This is a genomic window from Bacillus sp. FJAT-27225, from assembly GCF_001685025.1.
GTDB lineage: Bacteria > Bacillota > Bacilli > Bacillales > Cytobacillaceae > Bacillus_D.
Window position 1 is genome coordinate 47,591 of sequence record NZ_MAYU01000021.1, and the last position, 22,569, is coordinate 70,159.

The 22,569-nt window shown below is 43.7% G+C and carries 17 protein-coding genes; all 17 read right to left on the reverse strand.

Features of this window, described 5'->3' with window-relative positions; genetic code table 11:
- Positions 1-51: 51 nt before the first annotated feature.
- The 17 genes from rimP to topA all read right to left on the reverse strand — a co-directional run bounded on the left by rimP (position 52) and on the right by topA (position 22,540).
- Positions 52-522: a ribosome maturation factor RimP gene (rimP, locus tag A8F94_RS12410; RefSeq protein ID WP_066200674.1), complete on the reverse strand. Its 471-nt coding sequence runs from the start codon at positions 520-522 to the stop codon at positions 52-54.
- 242 nt (positions 523-764) lie between these two features.
- Positions 765-5,093, reverse strand: a complete 4,329-nt coding sequence (locus A8F94_RS12415; protein ID WP_066200679.1) for a PolC-type DNA polymerase III — start codon at positions 5,091-5,093, stop codon at positions 765-767.
- A gap of 332 nt (positions 5,094-5,425) precedes the next feature.
- Positions 5,426-7,129: a proline--tRNA ligase gene (locus A8F94_RS12420; protein ID WP_066200682.1), complete on the reverse strand. Its 1,704-nt coding sequence runs from the start codon at positions 7,127-7,129 to the stop codon at positions 5,426-5,428.
- Between the two features lie 90 nt (positions 7,130-7,219).
- On the reverse strand, positions 7,220-8,479 hold the full coding sequence (gene rseP / locus A8F94_RS12425; RefSeq protein WP_066200684.1) for an RIP metalloprotease RseP: 1,260 nt from the start codon (positions 8,477-8,479) through the stop codon (positions 7,220-7,222).
- A gap of 74 nt (positions 8,480-8,553) precedes the next feature.
- Positions 8,554-9,702 (reverse strand): 1-deoxy-D-xylulose-5-phosphate reductoisomerase, encoded by a 1,149-nt coding sequence (gene dxr, locus A8F94_RS12430; RefSeq protein ID WP_066200687.1) that lies wholly within the window; start codon positions 9,700-9,702, stop codon positions 8,554-8,556.
- A 137-nt stretch (positions 9,703-9,839) separates the two neighbouring features.
- Positions 9,840-10,634, reverse strand: a complete 795-nt coding sequence (locus A8F94_RS12435; RefSeq protein WP_066202390.1) for a phosphatidate cytidylyltransferase — start codon at positions 10,632-10,634, stop codon at positions 9,840-9,842.
- Positions 10,635-10,756: 122 nt separating this feature from the next.
- Positions 10,757-11,545: an isoprenyl transferase gene (locus tag A8F94_RS12440; protein ID WP_066200690.1), complete on the reverse strand. Its 789-nt coding sequence runs from the start codon at positions 11,543-11,545 to the stop codon at positions 10,757-10,759.
- 515 nt (positions 11,546-12,060) lie between these two features.
- On the reverse strand, positions 12,061-12,618 hold the full coding sequence (gene frr, locus A8F94_RS12445; RefSeq protein WP_066200693.1) for a ribosome recycling factor: 558 nt from the start codon (positions 12,616-12,618) through the stop codon (positions 12,061-12,063).
- 2 nt (positions 12,619-12,620) lie between these two features.
- Positions 12,621-13,343: a UMP kinase gene (gene pyrH, locus A8F94_RS12450; protein WP_066200696.1), complete on the reverse strand. Its 723-nt coding sequence runs from the start codon at positions 13,341-13,343 to the stop codon at positions 12,621-12,623.
- 183 nt (positions 13,344-13,526) lie between these two features.
- Positions 13,527-14,411 carry a translation elongation factor Ts gene (tsf, locus tag A8F94_RS12455; RefSeq protein WP_066200698.1) on the reverse strand — a complete coding sequence of 295 codons (885 nt, stop codon included), beginning with the start codon at positions 14,409-14,411 and terminating at the stop codon, positions 13,527-13,529.
- A 492-nt stretch (positions 14,412-14,903) separates the two neighbouring features.
- A complete protein-coding gene (gene rpsB / locus A8F94_RS12460; RefSeq protein WP_066200700.1) occupies positions 14,904-15,617 on the reverse strand; it encodes a 30S ribosomal protein S2 in 714 nt (237 codons plus the stop codon).
- Between the two features lie 425 nt (positions 15,618-16,042).
- A complete protein-coding gene (gene codY / locus A8F94_RS12470) occupies positions 16,043-16,822 on the reverse strand; it encodes a GTP-sensing pleiotropic transcriptional regulator CodY (protein WP_066200705.1) in 780 nt (259 codons plus the stop codon).
- A 95-nt stretch (positions 16,823-16,917) separates the two neighbouring features.
- Positions 16,918-18,324 carry an HslU--HslV peptidase ATPase subunit gene (gene hslU, locus A8F94_RS12475; RefSeq protein ID WP_066200708.1) on the reverse strand — a complete coding sequence of 469 codons (1,407 nt, stop codon included), beginning with the start codon at positions 18,322-18,324 and terminating at the stop codon, positions 16,918-16,920.
- A gap of 18 nt (positions 18,325-18,342) precedes the next feature.
- Positions 18,343-18,885 (reverse strand): ATP-dependent protease subunit HslV, encoded by a 543-nt coding sequence (gene hslV, locus A8F94_RS12480; protein ID WP_066200711.1) that lies wholly within the window; start codon positions 18,883-18,885, stop codon positions 18,343-18,345.
- A 24-nt stretch (positions 18,886-18,909) separates the two neighbouring features.
- A complete protein-coding gene (xerC, locus tag A8F94_RS12485; protein ID WP_066200713.1) occupies positions 18,910-19,809 on the reverse strand; it encodes a tyrosine recombinase XerC in 900 nt (299 codons plus the stop codon).
- A gap of 195 nt (positions 19,810-20,004) precedes the next feature.
- Positions 20,005-20,175, reverse strand: coding sequence for a hypothetical protein (locus A8F94_RS25740; RefSeq protein ID WP_175384412.1), 171 nt, complete (start codon positions 20,173-20,175; stop codon positions 20,005-20,007).
- Positions 20,176-20,464: 289 nt separating this feature from the next.
- Positions 20,465-22,540 carry a type I DNA topoisomerase gene (gene topA, locus A8F94_RS12490; protein WP_066200716.1) on the reverse strand — a complete coding sequence of 692 codons (2,076 nt, stop codon included), beginning with the start codon at positions 22,538-22,540 and terminating at the stop codon, positions 20,465-20,467.
- Positions 22,541-22,569 lie beyond the last annotated feature (29 nt).

Here is a 22,569-nt window from a genome sequence, read left to right on the forward strand (position 1 = left end):
TCATTTCGAGTCCAGCCCCGTCGTTGGAGCTGAAGTTATACGCCAGACAAATCAGCCAAACGTAACGGCAAGGCGCGCGCTTGCCACTTTGCTGTACGGAAGTTCAACAGTTTTTTTGCGTGTTTTCACTTTAACCTCAAGCTTGATTGTCTCACCAGTGAATTCCAGCAATGTTCCTTCAAAGGTTTTTTCACCATCAATCGGTTCATAGGTTTTTACAAAAACATTTTTGCCGATGGCATTGATAAAATCCTTTTCCTTCTTCAAAGGCCTTTCGGCTCCTGGAGATGAGACTTCAAGGAAATAGTTATGCGGAATCGGATCCAGTTCATCCAGCTTTTCGCTAAGGCGTTCACTTACAATTCCGCATTCTTCAATATCAACGCCATTTTCTTTATCAATAAAGACCCGTAAAAACCATTCCCGGCCTTCCTTTACATATTCAATATCGACTAGTTCCAATCCAAGCTCCTGTACAATTGGAGAGGCCAGGCTTTCAACAACTTCTGTTACCTTGCTCATAGCAAACCTCCTTTGCAGCTTTTTACCTTATCTTGCGCAGTTTACGTAGACAGTTATCTAGTACCTCGCAAAACGTCTCCATACACAAACGAAAGAGTGGGTTCCCCCACTCTTCCGGACATTTTGCTTAGTATTTCCATAAAAACTATACCATACACATATGTCGAATGCAAATAATCGGAAATTCAGTGATAGCTGAGAAAGGGTTGCATGCCAGTTCCCGGCGTAAGATAATACTAGGATTAGAACAGTGAAAGCTGATTCTGGTCAGGAAGTGCTTCAAGACAACCCTGTTTATCAAGATACTCTAAGATGGTTTTCGAAACCTTGCCGCGCTGCTGAAGATCTTCTTTTGAAAGAAACTCTCCTTCTCCCCGTGCTTTGACAATGTTCTCTGCGGCATTTGTCCCTAAGCCAGGGATTGCATTGAACGGAGGGATAAGAGTTTGGCCATCGATTATAAATTCGGAAGCTGATGACTTATACAGGTCGATTTTTTGAAAACTAAAACCCCGTTCAGTCATCTCGAGTGCCAATTCAAGGACTGTCAGCAAGCTCTTTTCTTTCGGAGCGGCATCCAATCCCTTTGCATTGATTTCTTCTACCTTTGCCCGTATTGCTTCAGGGCCGCGCGCCATTGCTTCAAGGTCGAAATCTTCTGCCCTTACAGTAAAGTAGGCTGCATAGTACAGAAGCGGGAGATGCACCTTGAAGTAGGCGATCCTTACAGCCATAAGAACATAGGCAGCTGCGTGAGCCTTCGGGAACATGTACTTAATTTTTTTGCATGAGTCTATATACCATTCAGGGACATTGTTTTTCCTCATCTCCGCTTCCATTTCATCAGTCAGTCCCTTCCCCTTACGGACAGATTCCATGATTTTGAAGGCGAAACCTGGTTCAAGACCCTGGTAAATGAGGTAGACCATAATATCATCACGACAGCCAATTACTTCGCTTAATGTACAAGTCTTATTGTGAATCAATTCCTGGGCATTGCCGAGCCATACGTCAGTACCATGCGAAAGCCCTGAAATCTGGACAAGTTCGGAGAAGGTTGTCGGTTTCGTATCCTCGAGCATCTGGCGTACAAACCGTGTGCCGAATTCGGGGATGCCGAGTGTTCCGGTTTTACACATGATTTGCTCTTCGGTAACTCCGAGTGTCTCTGTTCCACTGAAAATTTTCATAACTTCAGGATCGTCAGTCGGGATTGTCTTTGGATCAATACCGCTTAAATCCTGGAGCATGCGGATTACAGTCGGATCATCGTGTCCAAGAATATCAAGCTTCAGAACGTTGTCATGAATGGAGTGGAAGTCAAAATGGGTTGTTTTCCACTCTGACCCTGTTGCATCGGCAGGAAATTGGATAGGCGTGAAATCATAAACGTCCATATAGTCAGGAATAACAATGATTCCGCCCGGGTGCTGGCCTGTATTCCTCTTTACACCGGTACAGCCTGATGCAAGCCTGTCAATCTCGGCACCCCTAAGCTGAAGGTTGTTTTCCTGCTGGTATGCCTTGACATATCCAAAAGCTGTTTTATCTGCGACCGTACCTATTGTCCCGGCACGGTACACATACTCCTCCCCAAACAGGACTTTCGTATAATTATGGGCCCGCGGCTGGTATTCCCCCGAGAAGTTCAAATCGATGTCAGGGACTTTGTCCCCTTTGAAGCCAAGGAATGTTTCAAACGGGATATCATGGCCGTCTTTCCTATACTTGCTTCCGCATTCCGGACAATTTTTATCCGGAAGGTCAAAACCTGAACCTACTGAACCATCATTAAAAAATTCGGAGTGCTTGCATTTCGGGCATACGTAATGCGGAGGCAACGGGTTAACCTCGGTGATTTCCGTCATGGTTGCAACAAAGGATGAACCAACCGAACCCCTGGAGCCAACAAGGTATCCGTCATCAAGTGATTTTTTAACAAGTTTATGGGAAATCAGATAAATGACCGCAAAGCCATGGCCTATAATACTTTTCAGTTCTTTCTCAAGACGGGCTTCAATGATTTCAGGAAGCGGGTCACCATAAATTTTCCGCGCCATTGAGTAACTCATCTCGCGCATCTCTTCATCGGCGCCTTCAATCTTCGGCGTGTATAGATCATCCTTGATAGGCTTGATTACATCGATCATATCAGCAATTTTGTTTGTATTCGTTACAACAATTTCCTTCGCTTTTTCAGCTCCAAGAAATTTGAATTCATCAAGCATCTCATCTGTTGTCCTGAAATGGACGTCAGGAAGATTATGACGGTTCAACGGATTTGCTCCGCCCTGGGAATTAACCAGAATTTTCCTGTAAATCTTGTCGTTGTTATTCAGATAATGAACATTGCCCGTTGCCACGACTGGAAGATTAAGCTTATCGCCAAGCTGGACAATATTTGAAATGATTTCCTCAAGGGATCGTTCATTCCGGACAAGCTCCATTTCAATAAGCGGAGCATAGACCGGTTTAGGCATAACTTCAAGATAGTCATAAAAGTGCGCCATCTCTTCAACTTCATCAGGAGACTTCTGCATCATCCCCTCAAAAACTTCCCCTCTATCACAGCCCGAGCCTACCAAAATCCCTTCGCGATATTTTTGCAAAACCGACCTCGGAATTCGCGGAACTCTATAAAAATAATTGATATGTGCAATCGATACGAGTTTAAAAATATTTTTTAAACCAATATCATTTTGTGCAAGGAGTGTGCAGTGGTAAGGCCTGGCCCGTTTGTAGGCATCGCCTTTTCCCATGTTTTCATTAAATTGGTCATGATAGTCGATGCCTTTGTCAAAGGAATCCTTAAGCATTTTTAAAAGAAGGTACCCAGTCGCTTCAGCATCATAAATAGCCCTGTGATGCTGGGTAAGTTCAACGTCAAATTTCTTCGCCAGCGTATTCAGCCGGTGGTTTTTCATTTCCGGATACAGGAACCTTGCAAGCTCAAGTGTATCAATAACTGGATTGGCGGCTTTTCCGAGTCCGATTTTTTTATAGCCTGTATTCAAAAAGCCCATATCGAAGGAAGCATTATGGGCAACCAAAACGGCATCTCCTGCCCACTGATGGAACCTTTCCAGTACCTCGCCAACTTCCGGCGCATTTTCAACCATATCATCCGTAATTCCGGTCAGGTTTATCGTTGTCGCGGATAATCGGTGGTGGGGATTTGCAAATGATTCAAATCGGTCAATGATTTCCCCGTCGTGAATTTTCACAGCGGCCAGCTCGATTATTGTATCGTAAACAGCTGACAGCCCGGTCGTCTCGACGTCAAACACGACGTACGTATCATCAGAGAGTTTCCGATGTGCATCATTGTAGGCAATTGGAACTCCGTCATCAACAAGGTTCGCTTCGACACCATAAAGGATTTTAACATCATTTTTCTTGCCAGCCGCAAAAGCTTCAGGGAATGACTGGGCTACAGCATGATCAGTAATTGCAATCGCCTTATGGCCCCATTTTTTCGCCTGTGACACCAAGTCTGCAACTGATGTAACGGCATCCATCTGGCTCATTGGAGAATGGAGGTGGAGCTCAACCCGTTTCTCCCCTTCAGGCGCTTTATCCTTCCGGGTTTCAGGTTTAATTTCATTTATATCATTCCCGATCATAACAAGGTCGCGTACGAACGTGTCGTCCTGTATACTGCCGCGTACCCTTGCCCACATGCCTTTTTTGACACGTTGGAACAATGCAGCATCCTCTTTATCGCGAGAGAACATTTTTACCATGATCGAGCTTGTGTAGTCGGTGATTTTAAAAGTTAGCAGAGTGCGCCCGCTTCTTAGCTCTCTTGTTTCTGCGGCAAAGATATAGCCTTCAACAGCTATCCGGCGCTCTTCATCTATAATGTCAATAAGCTGCTTGAACTCTGCGTCATTCTTTATGTTCATTCCGATAACTAGCGGCCCATCACCTGCTTCAGAGCCAGCTTTGTCCCTATCAGCTTCACGTTTCTGCATTTCGACTACAGCCAGCTTGGCCCGTTCCTCATCCTCTTTTTGCTTCGCCTCAACGAATTGCATGTACTCTTTACTTTCTTCCATTTCCTGAATGGCGGTATCAATGGAAAGGGATGGGAAACCGAAGGAGCGGTATATGGATGAAATTACACTTCCATATTTGTTTTTGATTGTCCCGCTTTCGGCATCATTCCTGACTTTAACTGTCAGCTTGGCGCCTTGCACCGCAGGGATTTGTTCGTTCAGGAGCTTTAGGAGCGGCGGAGCGATGCCATCAATCTCCTGAATTGTTTTTTTCCAATAATCAACAACGAGCTCTTCTGTGAAAGACTGGTCAAGACAGTGCAATTCAAATGATGTATTCCTTGCAATCTCTGAAAATTTTCTTTTAAGCTGCGTTTCAAGCATCGAATAAACACTGCTTGGAAGGATCTTTTCGACAATGAGTTGAAAGTGCATATTTCGCGACTGTTTGCCGACAAGCACTTTTTCAATGCGGGCATTTCGAAAATACGGAACAATATCGTCCCCGGTCATTTCAAGCTGGTGCAGCAATACTTGAAATCGTTGCACTCTATCATCTAAATGGGCGTTCATAAACTCTCTCCCACCTTGTTCTATCTATTTATCAAAAATTTATTATATCATAGAATGATGCCTTCTTATGTAGGAATTAAATACATAATCGGAAACTACGCGACTAGGTTTTGTCTATAAACTCTTTGCTCAAGGACAACTTCACTTTTCCGACGTGTTGTTTTGTCATTGAAACACCTTGCTCAGGGACATTTTCATAATTTGGACACGGTGTTTTGTACTTGATCTCCTTACTCAATGACACTCCAAAATGTTACCAATAAGGGAATGCTAACGAGAACCGTCCCCCCTTGTTAACAAAAGGTGCCGCAACTTTGTGCGGCACCTTTCTATTATTTATGTTTTTTCAGGAGCTCTTCAATTGTTTCAGTGAGAGTGGATGCTTCTGCTTCAATCACTTCTCCTGTCGCTCTTACTTTTAATTCAACTATGCCCTCGGCTGCTTTCTTGCCGACTGTGACTCGGACAGGAATACCTATCAAATCAGAATCCGCGAACTTAACCCCAGGACGTTCCTGCCTATCATCAAGGAGAACCTCAAACTGCTGGCCAAGCTGTTCGTATAGCTCTTCCGAAAGCTTCGCCTGGGCCTCGTCCTTCAGGTTAACAGGAATCAGGTGAACCTGGTATGGCGCAACTGCCTTTGGCCAAACAAGGCCTTTGTCATCGTTGAATTGTTCGGCAATAGCTGCAAGTGTACGTGATACGCCAATTCCATAGCAGCCCATGATTATTGGCTGAGACCTGCCGTTTTCATCCAGGTATACAGCATCCATTACCTCACTGTAGCGGGTGCCGAGCTTGAAAACATGACCGACCTCGATCCCTTTTGCAAATACGATGTTGCCGTTCCCATCAGGTGATGGATCACCTTCCTGAATGAAGCGCAAATCTGCATATTGGCTTACTTGGAAATCCTTGCCGGGGTTTACATTGATGAAATGATTATCCTCTTCATTCGCTCCACATATTCCATTTACGATTGATTCAATCGCATGGTCCGCGACAATTTCCACACCCTTAACGCCAACCGGGCCAATCGAACCAACTTCGCACCCGAGGATAGCCGCGGTTTCACTAGCATCCGCAAGTTCGGCACTACCAGCTTCGAACAAGTTTTTAAGCTTGATATCATTAACCTCGTGATCTCCTCTTACTAAAACAAGAACATTTTTATCGTCTACTTTGAAAAGCAGCGACTTAATGCATTGCTGCTCGTCAACTTTTAGGAAGGAGGCTACTTCTGCAATCGTCTTCTGATTTTCTGTTCGAACTTTTTCTATTTCACGCGGCGTTTCACTGCTTTTCTCATAACGGGTAACAACAGGAGCCATTTCGATGTTGGCTGCGTAGTCCGAAGTGTCTGAGTAAGCTATTGTGTCTTCACCTATGTCAGAAAGGACCATAAACTCATGTGTATCCTTTCCGCCCATTGCACCTGAATCAGCAATGACTGCACGGAAGTTGAGTCCGCAGCGCTCAAAAATAGCAGTATACGCTTTAAAAATCCGCTCGTACACCTCATCGAGACTTTCCTTGCTGGAATGGAAGGAATAAGCGTCTTTCATAATGAATTCCCTTCCGCGAAGCAGTCCAAAGCGCGGACGTTTTTCATCCCGGAATTTCGTTTGAATTTGGTATAAGGTTAACGGAAGCCTCTTATATGATTTCACTTCATCACGAACAAGGCTTGTGATCACTTCTTCATGTGTAGCTCCCAGTGCAAATTCTCTTTCATGCCTGTCTTTTAGACGCATTAATTCTGGGCCATATGAATACCATCTGCCTGATTCCTGCCAAAGCTCTGCCTGCTGAAGGGCCGGCATTAGCAATTCGACGGCTCCTGCCTTATCCAGTTCTTCACGTACGATTGCCTCAATTTTCGTCAGTACACGTTTCGCTAGCGGCATATAGCTATATACACCACTCGCGTTTTGACGCATAAAGCCCGCTCTTAAAAGGAGCTGGTGGCTTTTTACGTCAGCATCGGCAGGGATTTCCCTCATTGTTGGAATAAGTGTCATACTTTGTTTCAAATTTTCCGCCTCCATTCACTCAAAAAAAAGCATATGTATGCCGGCGTGGAAGCATCCGCGCCGGCTAAAGTACTTTCTAAAGTGCAATTTTTATAAAAAGAATCTTTGGATGTCATTCCAGGTTACTACAAGCATTAAAAGCATCAAAAGTGCGAACCCGATGAAATGCACCATTCCCTCTTTTTGTCTGTCCACCGGCTTCCCTCTTACCGCCTCAATTGCGAAGAACAAAAGCCGTCCGCCATCAAGCGCAGGAAGAGGCAATAAGTTCATTATACCCAGGTTGATACTGAGGATGGCAGCCCACCTCATTAGGTTGTAAATACCGGTTTGGGCAACGGTATCGGTTGATTTGTAGATACCTACCGGACCGCTTAAAGCATCAATAGAAAATTGTCCGGTGACAAGCTTGCCAAGCATGATGAAGATTTCCTTGGTCCAGGTAACTGTCTGTTCAAAACCATAGGTCAGCGCCTTTAGCGGAGATTTTTCAACAGGGCTGTATACCCCAATCAGGCCGAATTTTTCTCCCTCGACTTCCTGGGCCTTTGGAATAACCGTAATTTCCTGTTCTTTTCCATCACGTTCAATGACAAACTGAAGTTCCTTTTCGGGATTTTTCCGAACAACTTCAACAACATCCGTCCATTCAGAAACCTCCGAACCGGAAATTGAATGAACAATGTCCCCCTTCTTAAGCCCTGCTTCTATCGCAGCACCATCTGGAGTGATATCGCCGAGCTTTGGCTCATTGGATGGAACACCCTGCAGGAAGCCCAGCAATAAAAATACAATAAAAGCAAGGATGAAATTCATCATTGGACCCGCGAAAATCGCCATTGCCCTTTGGCCGAGTGTTTTTGAGTTGAATTGGCGATTATACGGGGCTATTTGGTTTTCGACCTCATTTTCAACCGTTACCGCTTCTTCATGAACAAGGAATGTCTTGAGGGTTTCTTCCTCGTCATCGGGATAACCTTTTATTACAAGTGTCCGTTCAAGGTCAGCATGTTCCACTTCAATGATCCGGGCATTTGGATATTTATCTTTATTATTTAAAATAATTTTATTTACCTTGCCGTCCTGGCCTGTCAGGAGGCCAATCCGATAGCCGGGCTTGATTTCGACCGTTTCTGGATCTTCTCCAGCCATACGGACAAACCCGCCGATAGGCAAAAGGCGGATAGTGTAGACCGTTTCACCTTTTTTATGCGTAAAAACCTTTGGGCCCATTCCGATAGCAAACTCACGGCAAAGAATTCCGGCCCTTTTTGCAAAAACAAAATGCCCTAATTCGTGGAAGAAGACAAGCGCCCCGAATATGACGATAAAGGCAATGACTGTAGTCAAATAAAAAACCACCTTTTTAAAAAAGATACGCAAGTCAAGAGGATGAGACCTTTAAAACTCACGAAAATTTTGGTTTAAGAATCAAGCAGTGACCTTACGAAATCCCTTGCCTGGGCATCAATGCCGAGGATGGTTTCAAGGTCAGGATCTGCCTGAATCTCATGCGCTTCCAGGGCTTTCTCAATCAATGTTTCAATTTCAAGGAATTGAATCCTCCCTGCCAAGAAAGCAGCCACAGCCTCTTCATTGGCAGCATTAAGGACAGTTGGCGCAGTGCCTCCAGCTTTTCCCGCATCGTATGCAAATTGCATGCAACGGTATCGCTTAAAATCCATTTCCTGAAAATGCAGCTTTCCGACTTCAGCCAGGTTAAGGCGCTTCGAGCTCGGAAGTGGAAGCCTGTCAGGGTAGGAAAGAGCAAATTGGATGGGGACCCTCATGTCGGGGCTTCCAAGCTGTGCAATAATACTGGAATCATGGAACTCAACCATCGAATGAATAATGCTTTCACGATGGAGAAGAACATCAATCTGCTTATATGGCAGCGAGAAAAGCCAGTGTGCTTCTATGACCTCCAGCCCTTTATTCATCATTGTTGCCGAATCAATTGTAATTTTTGCACCCATTGACCAATTTGGATGATTTAGTGCATCTTCCACGGTGACATTTTCAAGCTCATCCCTGGTACGGTCACGGAAACTTCCCCCAGATGCAGTAATAATCAGCCTGTCGATATTCTTTTCATTTTCCCCCTGCAGAGCCTGGAAAATAGCCGAATGCTCGCTATCCACCGGCAGGAGGGAAACTCCATTTCTCTTGGCAGCCGAAATTACCAGATGTCCGGCTGTAACAAGGGTTTCCTTATTAGCCAGTGCGATCGTTTTACCCATCTCGATTGCCTCTAGAGTCGGCTTTAACCCGACGCTTCCTACTACTGCATTCACAAGAATGTCAGAGCGGCCGTCGCTGGCAACCATGCCTAGGCCATCTGATCCCCAATAAAACTTAATACCGGGAAATTCAGCCTGCAGGCGCTCTGAGTCAGTCTTATTCTGTACTGAAACTAGAGAAGGTTTAAATTCTGTTATGATTTTCCTCGCAAGTTCAATATTCCTTCCAGCTGAAAAAGAAGTCAGCTTAAAGGATTCACTATGTTCCTTGATTATATCCAAAGTCTGGATGCCTATAGAACCTGTAGCACCCAGAATGCTTATATTTTTCATACGTACAACTCCTAAAAGGCAGAAGCGCCACTTCGCTCTATCGCATTTGTATTAAGTTCATCTATTAAATAAACGGGCTTAAACGCTTCTAATACCAATTATAAAACTATATTTACTTCCAAATAAAAATAGGCCGGCTACAAAAGCTGAAATAAGTGAATCAGCGGCCATACGAACAATAAACTATCGAACCTGTCAAGGATCCCTCCATGGCCCGGAAGAATCGATCCTGAGTCCTTGACACCGTAATTCCGCTTAAACGCTGATTCGGCAAGGTCCCCAAGTTGTCCGAAAACGGAAAGAAGTGCGGTAATTACAAGCAATTTTATCACAGAACCCTCACCAATATCACTAAACACAACAAATAAAACTGCGACAGCGAGCGCACAAACGACTCCCCCGATTGAGCCCTCCACTGTCTTGTTCGGACTGATTTCAGGCCAGAGCTTTCTCTTGCCCATCGCTTTGCCGATAAAATAGGCGCCTGAATCGGTAGCCCACATAATGAACAATGAATAGAAAACCCAAACGAGTCCGCCGAGATCCCTTGTTTCCATAAAAAAATAAAAACCCGCCCCTACATAGATAACCGCCATCGCCATAAATGACGCATCATCAAATGTAAAGCGGTTTTTGGACGCAACAGTATAAGCCAGGATCAGGAGGACACCCAAAATAGCAATTTCCTGTTTTCCCATGTTCAAAAAGTCCAGAATTTGATCAAACCGGCCCGGCAAAAGCAGAACCCATAAAACGAATAAGGATAGTATCCCCGGAAAGGAAACAAGATTTATTTTTTTCATTTTGGCCAGCTCATATAGCCCGATGCTAGCCAGCAGGTATACCAATATGGTTAACGGCAGACCACCGATAATAACAATTGGCAAGAATAGCCCCGCAGCTATGACTGCTGTTATAATCCTTTGCTTCATGAAATATGCAGGCAGGCGCCACCCCATTCTGGATTATTTACCAAACAGGTGGAGGTACTGCCTTTCCTCCTTTAGAGATAAAATAGGTTTTAATAAAATGTTTTTCTAAAAACAATTCCCGATTATTTCTGACCATTAATTCCGCCGAATCTTCTTTGTCGGCTTTGGAATGCTTCAATAGCATCTAGGAATTGCTCCTCCCCGAAATCTGGCCAAAGGACATCCGTAAACCAAAATTCGGTATAAGCCAACTGCCAAAGCATAAAATTACTTAGCCGGATCTCCCCGCTTGTCCTAATGAGCAAATCTGGATCATCAAAATCCGAGGTCATTAAATAGGAAGAGAAAACCTCTTCGTTTAGACCGTTTTCACTCATTATACCACTCTGACAGTCTTTTATGACCTGCTTGACTGCATCAAGGATCTCAGCCCGGCTTCCATAGTTAAGAGCAAAGTTCAGAATGATGCCAGTATTATCTTTCGTATCGTCTATCGCTTTGTCAATGGCCCTCAAGGTGTGAGAAGGCAAACCCTCTCTAGTTCCTATCATTTTAACACGAACATTATGTTCAATGAGTTCGGGGAGAAATGTACCGAGGAACTCTTCAGGCAGCTGCATGAGGTAATCAACCTCTTTTTTGGGCCTTTTCCAATTTTCAGTAGAAAAAGCATAAAGCGTTAATGCTCCAATATTAAGCTCATTCGCCAATCGGGTTATTTTTCTTACAACCTTCATTCCTTCATGATGCCCTGCAACTCGGGGCATCGCCCTCTTTTTTGCCCAGCGCCCATTCCCATCCATGATGATCGCTACATGGGATGGAACCCCACTTTTTTTTACATGGTCAATCCGGTCTCGGAGAGAGGAAGGCGCATTCGTTGATTTCCAAAGTTTGATTTTATTTAGCATAATTTGCTCCTCCAGTTCAATGGTTCTTCCCTCCGATAAAGGGAACAGCGATTATTTTATCAGATTTCATCTATGTAAGGTATTGCTTAACTGTATTCCAATCGCACTTTATGTAGCAGGATCTTTTTCACATAGAAGGGGGCTAAGCAAGCCTTTAACAGCCTTGGCCAGGAACGAGCAGTTGTATTCCCTTTTATGTATATTTTGAGCATGCTTCTATCATACCAAAAACGCATCAAGATATCCCGTATTAAAAAACAGAAGATATATTCTGTTTTAATAAATTGGTGAACAAAAGCGCTTGCACCTTCGTGACATGCAAAATTCGACTGTCTTTGCGATGGTTATTCTCAGAAGCTCCCCTTGTGCTATCGCTCTTTCTTCGTTCAAAGCCCGAAGCTTTCCTTATGTAGCTCGAAGTAAACATTTTCATAAAAATCTATACATGTCTTGAAAAGTTTATAGTTTCTTATAATGAAAGCGAAAAAACCCCTGTGAGGGGTTTTCCCAGGAAGCTATACTTCCATGATTTCCTTTTCCTTGTCCTTGGTGATTTGATCGATTTTGCTTATATGATCATCTGTCAGTTTTTGAATATCATCTGCATAACCGCGTAATGCATCCTCAGTGATATCGCCATTCTTTTCAAGCTTCTTCAAATCATCGTTGGCGTCACGGCGGATATTTCTGACAGCAACCTTGGCATCTTCAGACTCTTTTTTTACAACCTTAACGAGTTCTTTCCTGCGTTCCTCGGTCAGTTGTGGAATGGCAATCCGGATCAATGAACCATCATTGGTCGGATTTAGGCCGAGATCTGATTTAAGTATTGCTTTCTCAATATCACCTAAAATCGTTTTGTCGTACGGCTGGATTACAAGGAGCCTTGCTTCAGGAGTGCTGATTCCTGCAAGCTGATTTACCGGTGTTGGAGCTCCGTAATAATCAACAGTGATTCTATCCAGCAAAGATGCGCTCGCACGGCCAGCCCTGATACTGGCAAGTTCACGTGTATAAGCCTGGATAGCCTTTGTCATTTTTTCCTTTGCATTGCTAAGAACTTGTTTCGGCATGATTATTTCCCCCTAACGATTGTTCCAATTTTTTCACCCATAACGGCACGCTTGATATTGCCTTTTTCCATAATCGAAAAAACAATTAATGGAATGTTATTATCCATGCATAAAGAAGAGGCTGTTGAGTCCATTACAGCAAGTCCTTCTTTAATTACATCAAGATAAGTCAACTGCTCATACTTTGTTGCATTCTGGTCAACTCTAGGATCAGCTGAATAAACTCCATCAACATTATTCTTCGCCATCAGAATGACATCTGCTTCTATCTCTGCTGCACGAAGGGCCGCAGTAGTATCTGTTGAAAAATATGGATTCCCTGTACCAGCAGCAAAAATGACAACCCGGGTTTTCTCCAAGTGGCGGATCGCACGGCGGCGGATGTAAGGCTCTGCTACCTGGCGCATTTCAATCGATGTTTGGACACGGGTTTCAATGCCCTGCTGCTCAAGGCTATCCTGGAGGGCAAGTGAATTCATGACCGTCGCAAGCATTCCCATATAATCTGCGGTAGCTCGGTCCATACCCATTTCCTCACCGATTTTCCCTCTCCAGATGTTTCCTCCGCCAACTACAACAGCAACCTCCACATCAAGCTCTGCTACCTCTTTAACCTGTTCAGCTATGGATTTAATAACAGCAGGGTTAATTCCAAATCCCGCCTCACCAGCAAGGGCTTCTCCACTCAATTTCAAAACGACACGCTTATATTTGGGATTACTCATAAAAACCTCCTATGTAGGAATGCAGCCAACCAATCTTTTTATACTGGCTCTAACAGGCCATCATTCATGATGGTACATTTTCTCTTCAAAAATAGGGAACACTGTGTGTTCCCTATTTTCCTGAGCAAAATAAATACTCCGTCCAATCCGCAGTTTCGCCGGCTGGGCTCGTATCAAGGTTGCTTATTTTTTATTAACTTGGCTCATGACTTCTTCAGCGAAATTATCCTCACGCTTTTCGATGCCTTCGCCTACTTCGTAACGTACGAATTCACGGACAGTGGCACCCTTGGACTCTGCAAATTGGCGAACCTTTTGATCCGGGTTTTTAACAAAAGTCTGATCTAGGAGGCAAACATCCTCGAAGTATTTGCCAAGGCGGCCTTCAACCATCTTTGCAACAATGTTCTCAGGCTTTCCTTCGTTAAGAGCCTGCTGAGTGAGAACTTCACGCTCACGCTGAACTTCCTCTTCGGAAACCTGGTCACGGGAAACATATTTAGGGTTTAGAGCAGCAATGTGCATAGACACGTCTTTTGCAGCAGATTCATCTGTTGTGCCTTCCAATACGGAAAGAACAGAGATGCGTCCACCCATGTGGAGATATGCACCAAAAGCGTCTGCATCAGTTTTTGTAACAATCTGGAAACGGCGAAGGGATAGTTTTTCACCAATTTTCGCAATAGAAGCATTAATGTATTCCTCTACAGATGTACCGTTGTCCATTTTTTGGCCAACAGCCTCTTCAACAGATGCAGGCTTGTTCTTGAGGATATGAGCAGCGAGCTCTTCTACAAGGCCTTGGAATGCTACGTTCTTGGCAACGAAGTCTGTTTCAGAGTTCACTTCAAGAATGACAGCCTCGTTTCCTTCAACCTTAATGGAAGTTAGGCCTTCTGCCGCAATACGGTCGCCTTTCTTCGCGGCTTTAGCAATACCCTTTTCACGAAGATAGTCAATCGCCTTTTCCATGTCACCGCCAGTTTCTGTCAGTGCTTTTTTGCAGTCCATCATGCCTGCACCAGTTTTTTCACGCAATTCTTTAACCATTTGAGCTGTTACTGCCATTGGTTTTTTCCTCCTTTAATCTATGTACACAAAATTTCATTCTAATTCTGCGGTTCATACAGTTTTCTACTGTATTATCATAGCCAGACTGAGACATTGTAAACCTTTTTGGGTTACAATATGTGGATATTTATCCTCCATCAATAACCGGCTACTTGCGCTTTCACCTATCTAGCTCCAGTAGCCAGCGTCTAGTGTCCTTCGGTCCCCTCACTACGATAAGTCAACATTGAATCGCTTCCGCTCTTCGTGTTTCCTTTATCTCATGTCGAGGCCCTCCAGGCCTAATATGCTCCTGCGCCATAGCTTTTCGAAGAAGCGACTGTTCAGCTCGTCGCAAAGCGCATGATGCAAATTCTAAGACGTTTCTCATGCAGATATTTCTCCGTAGTAGCTTCGCCGCTAACCGGCTACTTACGCTTTTACTTTAAAAAAAGGTGATAAAGGGTGTTCCCTCTTATCACCTTTTTATTTAATCATGGATGTTTAAGCTTAAGCTTGCTCTGCAGGAACTGCTGTTTCTTCACCTTGTTTTGCTTCAAGGATTGCATCAGCCATTTTGCCAGTCAAAAGCTTAACAGCACGAATCGCATCGTCGTTCGCAGGGATAACAACATCGATTTCGTCTGGATCACAGTTTGTATCAACAATACCAACGATCGGGATGTTCAATTTGCGAGCTTCCGCAACAGCGATACGCTCTTTGCGAGGGTCGATGATGAACAATGCATCTGGAAGGGTCTTCATGTCCTTGATACCGCCAAGGAACTTTTCAAGACGCTCTTGCTCTTTCTTCAATTGAACGACTTCTTTCTTTGGAAGAACATCGAAAGTGCCGTCTTCAGCCATTCTTTCAATATCTTTAAGGCGCGCAATACGCTTTTGGATTGTTTCGAAGTTTGTAAGAGTTCCACCCAACCAGCGCTGGTTGACAAAGTACATTCCAGAACGGATTGCTTCTTCTCTAACAGAATCTTGAGCTTGTTTCTTTGTACCAACGAACAGCATAGTGCCGCCTTGTCCAGCAAGCTCCTTAACAAAGTTGTAAGCTTCCTCTACCTTCTTAACTGTCTTTTGAAGGTCGATGATGTAGATGCCGTTCCTTTCAGTGAAGATATATTTCTTCATCTTAGGGTTCCAACGGCGAGTCTGGTGACCGAAGTGTACACCAGCTTCAAGCAGTTGTTTCATAGAAATTACTGACATGTGTGTTTCCTCCTAATGGTTTGTTTTCCTCCGCCCATATCATTTTCGCGCGGGAACTGGCTTACCAGCACCATCCGCGTGAATCAACAGGCGTGTGTGATTAACACCATGTATCAATATAGCATAATCATTTTATACAATCAAGAAATAACTTAGAAAAAGAGAAAATGAATAATGATTAATCCTATATAGGTAAAATCCTTTATGATTTCCACTCCAGGCGCTTCGCTTTCCGTGGGCGGTCCGGGAGCCTCCTCGGCGCTTTTAGCGCCTCCGGGGTCTCCCCCTGTCCCTTTCCTCCCACAGGAGTCTTCGCGCCTTCCGCTTCAATCCGACTATTTTTTCTTTTCTACAACTTATTTTTTATTAAATATACAGAATAAAAAACCTGTCCGCCACCCGGCAGACAGGCATAAATTGTTCGATTAGTTAGAGCGAAGTTTATCCAATTCAACAAGGAATTTGTCGTTTAGAACCTTAATGTAAGTTCCTTTCATTCCAAGTGAGCGGGATTCAATAACTCCGGCACTCTCAAGCTTCCTCAATGCGTTAACAATGACAGAGCGTGTGATTCCAACACGGTCAGCAATTTTAGAAGCGACAAGAAGGCCTTCATTACCGTTTAACTCTTCAAAAATATGCTCAATCGCTTCTAGCTCACTGTAGGATAGAGAGCTGATTGCCATCTGGACAACCGCCTTGCTCCGGGCTTCCTCTTCGATTTCTTCTGTTTTTTCACGAAGGATTTCCATACCGACAACGGTAGCACCATACTCTGCGAGGATTAGGTCATCATCATGGAATTTTTCATGAAGCCTTCCAAGGAGCAATGTGCCAAGGCGTTCGCCTCCTCCAATAATTGGGACAATCGTTGTGAGCCCCTCACGGAAAAGATCTTTGTTCTCAACAGGGAAAACTGTGTACTCACTTTCAACATCCAGGTTTGGAGATGTTTCTTTAACATTGAACAGTCCCTGTGTATATTCTTCAGGGAACTGGCGATCCTCAAGCATCTTTTTCATGCGCTCATTCTCGATTTGCTGGTTTATTGCAAAACCAAGGAGCTTGCCGCGGCGGCTGACTACGAAAACGTTCGCTTCAATAATATCGCTCAATGTTTCCGACATTTCCTTAAAATTTACTGGCTTGCCTGCTGCTTTTTGAAGCAGTGCATTAATTTTTCTCGTTTTTCCTAATAAGTTCATTCTTATTCCTCCTATTAACTGCGTCCATTGTAATGAATTAGCTATGATTATTCCTTTAGAATTACTCTACAACTATTGCCTCTAAGGCAAAATGTCTAGAGGATGAATTGGCTTAAATCCTTGTTTCGTGAAATGGCCCCTAACTTTTCTTCAACATACTGAGGCGTTATCACAATCTTTTCCAGATTAATATCCGGCGCTTCGAAGGACAAATCCTCCAACAGCTTTTCCAAGATCGTGTGAAGTCTCCTCGCTCCGATGTTGTCAGTATTTTGATTTACCTCAAAAGCGACTTCAGCAACCTTGCGAATAGCATCGTCAGAAAATTCAATTTCTATACCTTCTGTTTGCAATAATGCATTATATTGTTTAATCAGGGCATTATCGGGCTCAACAAGGATTCTGTAGAAGTCCTCGACTGTCAATTTTGTCAGTTCCACACGAATCGGGAATCGTCCTTGAAGCTCTGGAATCAAATCGGATGGTTTCGCCATGTGAAAAGCGCCTGCAGCTATAAATAGCACATGGTCAGTTTTGACAGGGCCATATTTGGTGACGATTGTTGAGCCTTCGACGATTGGAAGAATATCGCGTTGCACACCCTCACGTGAGACATCGGCTGTTGAACCACCATTGCTCTTGCTCGCAATTTTGTCTATTTCGTCAATAAAGATAATCCCATTTTGCTCAGCGCGTCTTACCGCATCCTGTGTCACATCATCCATATCGATAAGCTTCGCTGCTTCTTCGTTTGTCAGGACTACTCGTGCTTCCCTTACAGTCAGTTTCCGCTTTTTACGCTTCTTTGGCATGAGGTTTGAAAGGGCATCCTGCATGTTCATGCCCATTTGTTCCATTCCCGAACCTTGAAGCATATCAAACATGGAAGGGATTTGCTCTTCTACTTCGACTGTGACATATTCCTGTTCAAGCTCTCCCTTTGCAAGCTTTTCACGAATCGCTGATCTGCGTTCCTGTAAGGAATAGTCCTCTGAAGAAGCTGTATCTTGTTCCTGTTGGGTATTCGCCCCTCCGAATAACATCTCAAGAGGGTTTTTGTAATTAGCCTGTTTTTTGGCAGACGGTACGAGCAGTTCGACAAGGCGGCGATTTGCGTTTTCCTCGGCTCTCGGCTTGACCTTAAGAATTTTTTCTTCCTTAACAACCCTTACGGCCGTTTCAACCAAATCCCGTACCATTGATTCAACATCGCGGCCCACATAGCCTACTTCTGTGAACTTTGTGGCTTCCACTTTAATGAAAGGCGCTCCGGTAAGTTTGGCGATTCTCCGGGCAATTTCTGTCTTTCCAACCCCGGTAGGGCCGATCATTAATATATTCTTGGGGATAACCTCATCACGGATGTTTTCATCTAGAAGTTCTCTTCGATATCTGTTTCTCAAGGCAACAGCAACAGCCTTTTTAGCATCCTTTTGGCCGATTATGTACTGGTCCAGCCTCTCAACCATTTGTCTGGGCGTTAAACTCGGTGCCTTTGGCATTTTGCATTCTCCTTCCTGTTACAGCTCTTCAACTATGATATTTGTATTGGTATATACACAGATTTCAGCAGCAACATCCAGGGCCGCCTTAGCGATTTCCTTAGCTTCCATATGGTCCCCGGCAAATTTTTTCAGTGAACGCCCTGCAGCGAGCGCGTAATTCCCTCCGGAACCAATTGCGAGGATTCCATCGTCCGGTTCAATCACTTCACCTGTACCGCTAACCAGAAGTAAATGGTCTTCGTTCATGACGATCAGCATTGCTTCCAGCCTCCGAAGGACTTTATCACTTCTCCAAAGCTTAGCCAGTTCGACCGCGGCTCTTTGGAGATTTCCGTTATATTCCTCAAGCTTTCCTTCGAACAGTTCAAAGAGAGTAAACGCATCTGCTACAGATCCTGCAAATCCCGCAATTACTCTACCATTAAATATCCTTCTAACTTTTTTTGCTGTGTGTTTCATCACAACCGCATTTCCGAAAGTAACCTGGCCATCACCGGCCATAGCGGCTTTGCCATTGTGCTTGATTGCAAATATAGTCGTTGCATGGAATTGTGACAAGATGATACCTCCTACATTCCGAGCCTATGCTCTGGGATGGTGTGACATATAAATCTTTTTCAACTTTTCGCTGGTAACATGAGTATAGATCTGGGTTGAAGATAAGAATGAATGGCCCAATAATTCCTGGACTGTTCGCATATCAGCACCATTATTTAAAAGATGTGTCGCGAAAGAATGCCGCAATTTATGGGGGTGGATTTTACCAGTAAGGGACGACTTCTCAATCATGCCATCAAGAATGGTCCGGACACCCCTAGCTGTAAGCGGACCACCTCTGTGGTTGATAAAAAGTACTTCCTGGTTTGGTTTTCCATTCAGAAGTTTCTTTCTTCCATCCTCAAGATAGAGTTTCAGTGCCTCTGAAGCTTTTGAGCCAAAGGGAACATATCTCTCCTTGCTGCCTTTTCCCTTTACCAAAATCGTTGACAGGAAGAAATCAATATCCTTCAAGGTAATACTGCAGCACTCACTTACCCGTATACCCGTCGCATACAAAAGTTCAAGAAGAGCCGCATTTCTTTGCCCAAGAGGAGTGTCAGTTTTGCATTCCTGGAAAAGGATCTCCAGTTCATTTTCATAAAAAAATTCCGGCAGCCTCTTTTCGCCCTTTGGCAATATAACAAGGGTAAACGGATTTTCCTCAACAATCTTTTCCCTTACAAGAAATTTGTAAAAGCTTCTTAGGCAGGAAATTTTCTTTGCAATTGTTTTGCGGGACTGTTTTTTATCGAAAAGTCTTGTCAGGAAAAGCCGGGCATCATGGTAACGGACGTCCGCCACTTCCTTTATTCCCTGCTCGGCCATCATATCAAAAAATTCCATGACTATATCCTGATAATCGCCAATTGTATATTGTGAGTAATTTTTTTCAATTTGTAAATATTCAAGGAATAACTTTAAACAAACATTCACATTTCCCAAAAAAGACCACCTCGCACAGCCTTTTAAATCTTATCATACCGAAATGTCGGTTGCAAGAAACTTTACAAATTTTTCACAAATTTCTGAATTGTTTCCAAATCTTGCATTTTAGGAACCATTTCTGTTTACGTTTTACCCTATTTCTTACGGATTACACGAAATGAAGTTTCCAAGTAGTGGATAAGCATATTGTGCTTAAGTATATGGTCCTGCTACATCGTACCGCATCCGCCCATCTTCAGAAAGACTAAATAATCCAATTAAATCAATAGATTGTGTCTTAAAACTGACAATATTTGCTGCGACAAGAATCACCCAGGAGAAAGTATATGTGCCAGATCGAACCATCGATGTAACTTTTAACAATCCCGTTCTTTCACCATACCTACCAGTATCTCAGGATAAAACAGGGTCTGCATTTATTGATTGGCAGAGTCATTACCTATTTATCCCTTTTTTACAGACTATAATACCTGAATAAGAATAACATTTACACACGCGTAAACTAAAACAATCTGCCTATTACAGAGTACTTCTTAACCCCATAGACATTATAACAATACGTAAAAACAAGTAAAAAGTTTCACATTCTAATATTTCCAGGTAACCTTTGCCTTTATTTCAACAGAATAAAGGAGCGGACATAAGCCCGCTCCTAACTTTGCTGCTCCTCCTTATAATCACAGGAAGAACATTGAACCTGGACACCTTTTTTCAGTTTTTTCTCGATTAGGATACTATCGCATTTAGGGCAATTTCTTGGAAGTGGCTTATCCCATGAAAGGAAATCACATTCAGGGAATCTGTCACAGCCATAAAAGATTCGGCGTTTCTTGCTCTTTCGTTCGATAACATGGCCTTCTTTGCAATTGGGACATGTAACACCAATATCCTTTACGATTGCCTTTGTATTACGGCACTCAGGAAAATTGCTGCAGGCCATAAATTTACCGAAGCGGCCCATTTTAAATACCATTGGGCTGCCGCAATTTTCGCAGTCTTCACCTGCAGGTTCATCCTTGATTTCTACCTCTTGCATTTCCTTTTCTGCAACTTCGAGGCTCTTCTCGAAATCCTTATAGAATTCACTAATGACACTGACCCAAGCCGCTTTACCATCCTCGACATCATCTAAATCTTGTTCCATTTTGGCTGTGAATTCAACATTGAGTATTTCCGGGAAGAATTCAGCCATAAGCTCATGGACAATCTCTCCTAGCTCGGTCGGAACAAACCGCTTGTTATCCAGTGCCACATAACCTCGCTTCTGAATTGTGTCCAATGTAGGAGCGTAAGTGGATGGACGGCCAATCCCAAGTTCCTCCATGGTTCGTACCAGTCTTGCTTCAGTATAGCGAGGCGGAGGCTGTGTGAAGTGCTGCTTCGGCTCGATTTCAGTTTTACTGACTTCGTCTCCCTCTTTAAGGTCAGGAAGGAACCTGTCCGTTTCCTCGGCTTGGTCATCCGTTCCCTCTACATATAGCTTCATAAAGCCCGGGAATTTAATTTTTGAGCCTGTGGCCCGGAAATACACATCTCCGTTTACAAGGTCGACACTCATAGTATCCATGACCGCTGGCGCCATTTGGCTGGCCAGGAAACGATCCCAGATAAGTTTATAAAGCCTTAGCTGGTCTCTTGATAAAAATTCCTTTAAGGATGCCGGGTTCCTGAATGTGCTTGTTGGGCGGACAGCCTCATGTGCATCCTGTGCATTCGATTGTTTTTTCTCTTTATTCGCTCCATCTTTGAGGAACTTTTCTCCATATTCGGAGGTAATATAATTTTTTGCCTCTGTCTGTGCAACCTCGGATATGCGTGTTGAATCAGTCCTCATATACGTAATCAGACCGACCGTTCCTTCCTTGCCAAGGTCAATGCCCTCATAAAGCTGTTGAGCAATCATCATTGTTTTTTTGGCGCGGAAATTCAACTTTCTTGCTGCTTCCTGCTGCAGGGACGATGTTGTAAATGGAGGTGCAGGATTTCGTTTCCTCTCTTTTTTCGTGACTGAAGTAACTTTAAAGGTATCACCGCTGATTCCAGAAATAGCAGCCTTTACTTCCTCCTCAGAGCGAAGTTCCCTCTTTTCGCCATTGATACCGTAGAAAGATGCATCAAATGCTTCCTTTCCTTTCTGGAATTTTCCATCAATCGTCCAATACTCTTCTGGTTCAAACGCTTTGATTTCTTTTTCACGGTCGATAATCAGGCGAACTGCAACGGATTGTACCCTTCCGGCCGACAGCCCTTTTTTTACTTTTTTCCACAGCAGCGGGCTTATGTTATAGCCAACAAGCCGATCAAGAATTCGCCTAGCCTGTTGTGCATCCACAAGGTTCATTTTAATCGGCCTTGGGTGTTTAAAAGATTCCTTGATTGCATCTTTGGTGATTTCGTTAAAAACAACCCGGCAATCTGAATTCACATCAACATCCAGGCTATGTGCTAAATGCCATGCAATTGCTTCCCCTTCTCTGTCGGGGTCAGCTGCCAAATATACTTTCTTTGCCTTTTTGGCGGCTGATTTCAATTCTTTCATTACAGGGCCTTTGCCTCTTATCGTAATATACTTGGGATCAAAGTTATTAGCTATATCAACGCCCATTTGGCTTTTTGGCAAATCACGCACATGGCCCATGGATGCTCTCACTTTGTATTTTTTTCCAAGATAACGCTCTATTGTCTTCGCCTTTGCCGGCGATTCTACGATGACTAGAAAATCTGCCATTCAATCATCCTCCCAGCGAGGTGTTTTTT

Excerpts from the sequence above, each read along its gene's own strand:
- frr (WP_066200693.1), bottom strand. The coding sequence starts at position 12,618 with ATGCCGAAACAAGTTCTTAGCAATGCAAAGGAAAAAATGACAAAGGCT.
- codY (WP_066200705.1), bottom strand. The coding sequence starts at position 16,822 with ATGAACTTATTAGGAAAAACGAGAAAAATTAATGCACTGCTTCAAAAA.
- hslU (WP_066200708.1), bottom strand. The coding sequence starts at position 18,324 with ATGCCAAAGGCACCGAGTTTAACGCCCAGACAAATGGTTGAGAGGCTG.
- topA (WP_066200716.1), bottom strand. The coding sequence starts at position 22,540 with ATGGCAGATTTTCTAGTCATCGTAGAATCGCCGGCAAAGGCGAAGACA.
- pyrH (WP_066200696.1), bottom strand. The coding sequence starts at position 13,343 with ATGAGTAATCCCAAATATAAGCGTGTCGTTTTGAAATTGAGTGGAGAA.
- tsf (WP_066200698.1), bottom strand. The coding sequence starts at position 14,411 with ATGGCAGTAACAGCTCAAATGGTTAAAGAATTGCGTGAAAAAACTGGT.
- rimP (WP_066200674.1), bottom strand. The coding sequence starts at position 522 with ATGAGCAAGGTAACAGAAGTTGTTGAAAGCCTGGCCTCTCCAATTGTA.
- A8F94_RS12415 (WP_066200679.1), bottom strand. The coding sequence starts at position 5,093 with ATGAACGCCCATTTAGATGATAGAGTGCAACGATTTCAAGTATTGCTG.
- dxr (WP_066200687.1), bottom strand. The coding sequence starts at position 9,702 with ATGAAAAATATAAGCATTCTGGGTGCTACAGGTTCTATAGGCATCCAG.
- rpsB (WP_066200700.1), bottom strand. The coding sequence starts at position 15,617 with ATGTCAGTAATTTCTATGAAACAACTGCTTGAAGCTGGTGTACACTTC.
- A8F94_RS12440 (WP_066200690.1), bottom strand. The coding sequence starts at position 11,545 with ATGCTAAATAAAATCAAACTTTGGAAATCAACGAATGCGCCTTCCTCT.
- A8F94_RS12435 (WP_066202390.1), bottom strand. The coding sequence starts at position 10,634 with ATGAAGCAAAGGATTATAACAGCAGTCATAGCTGCGGGGCTATTCTTG.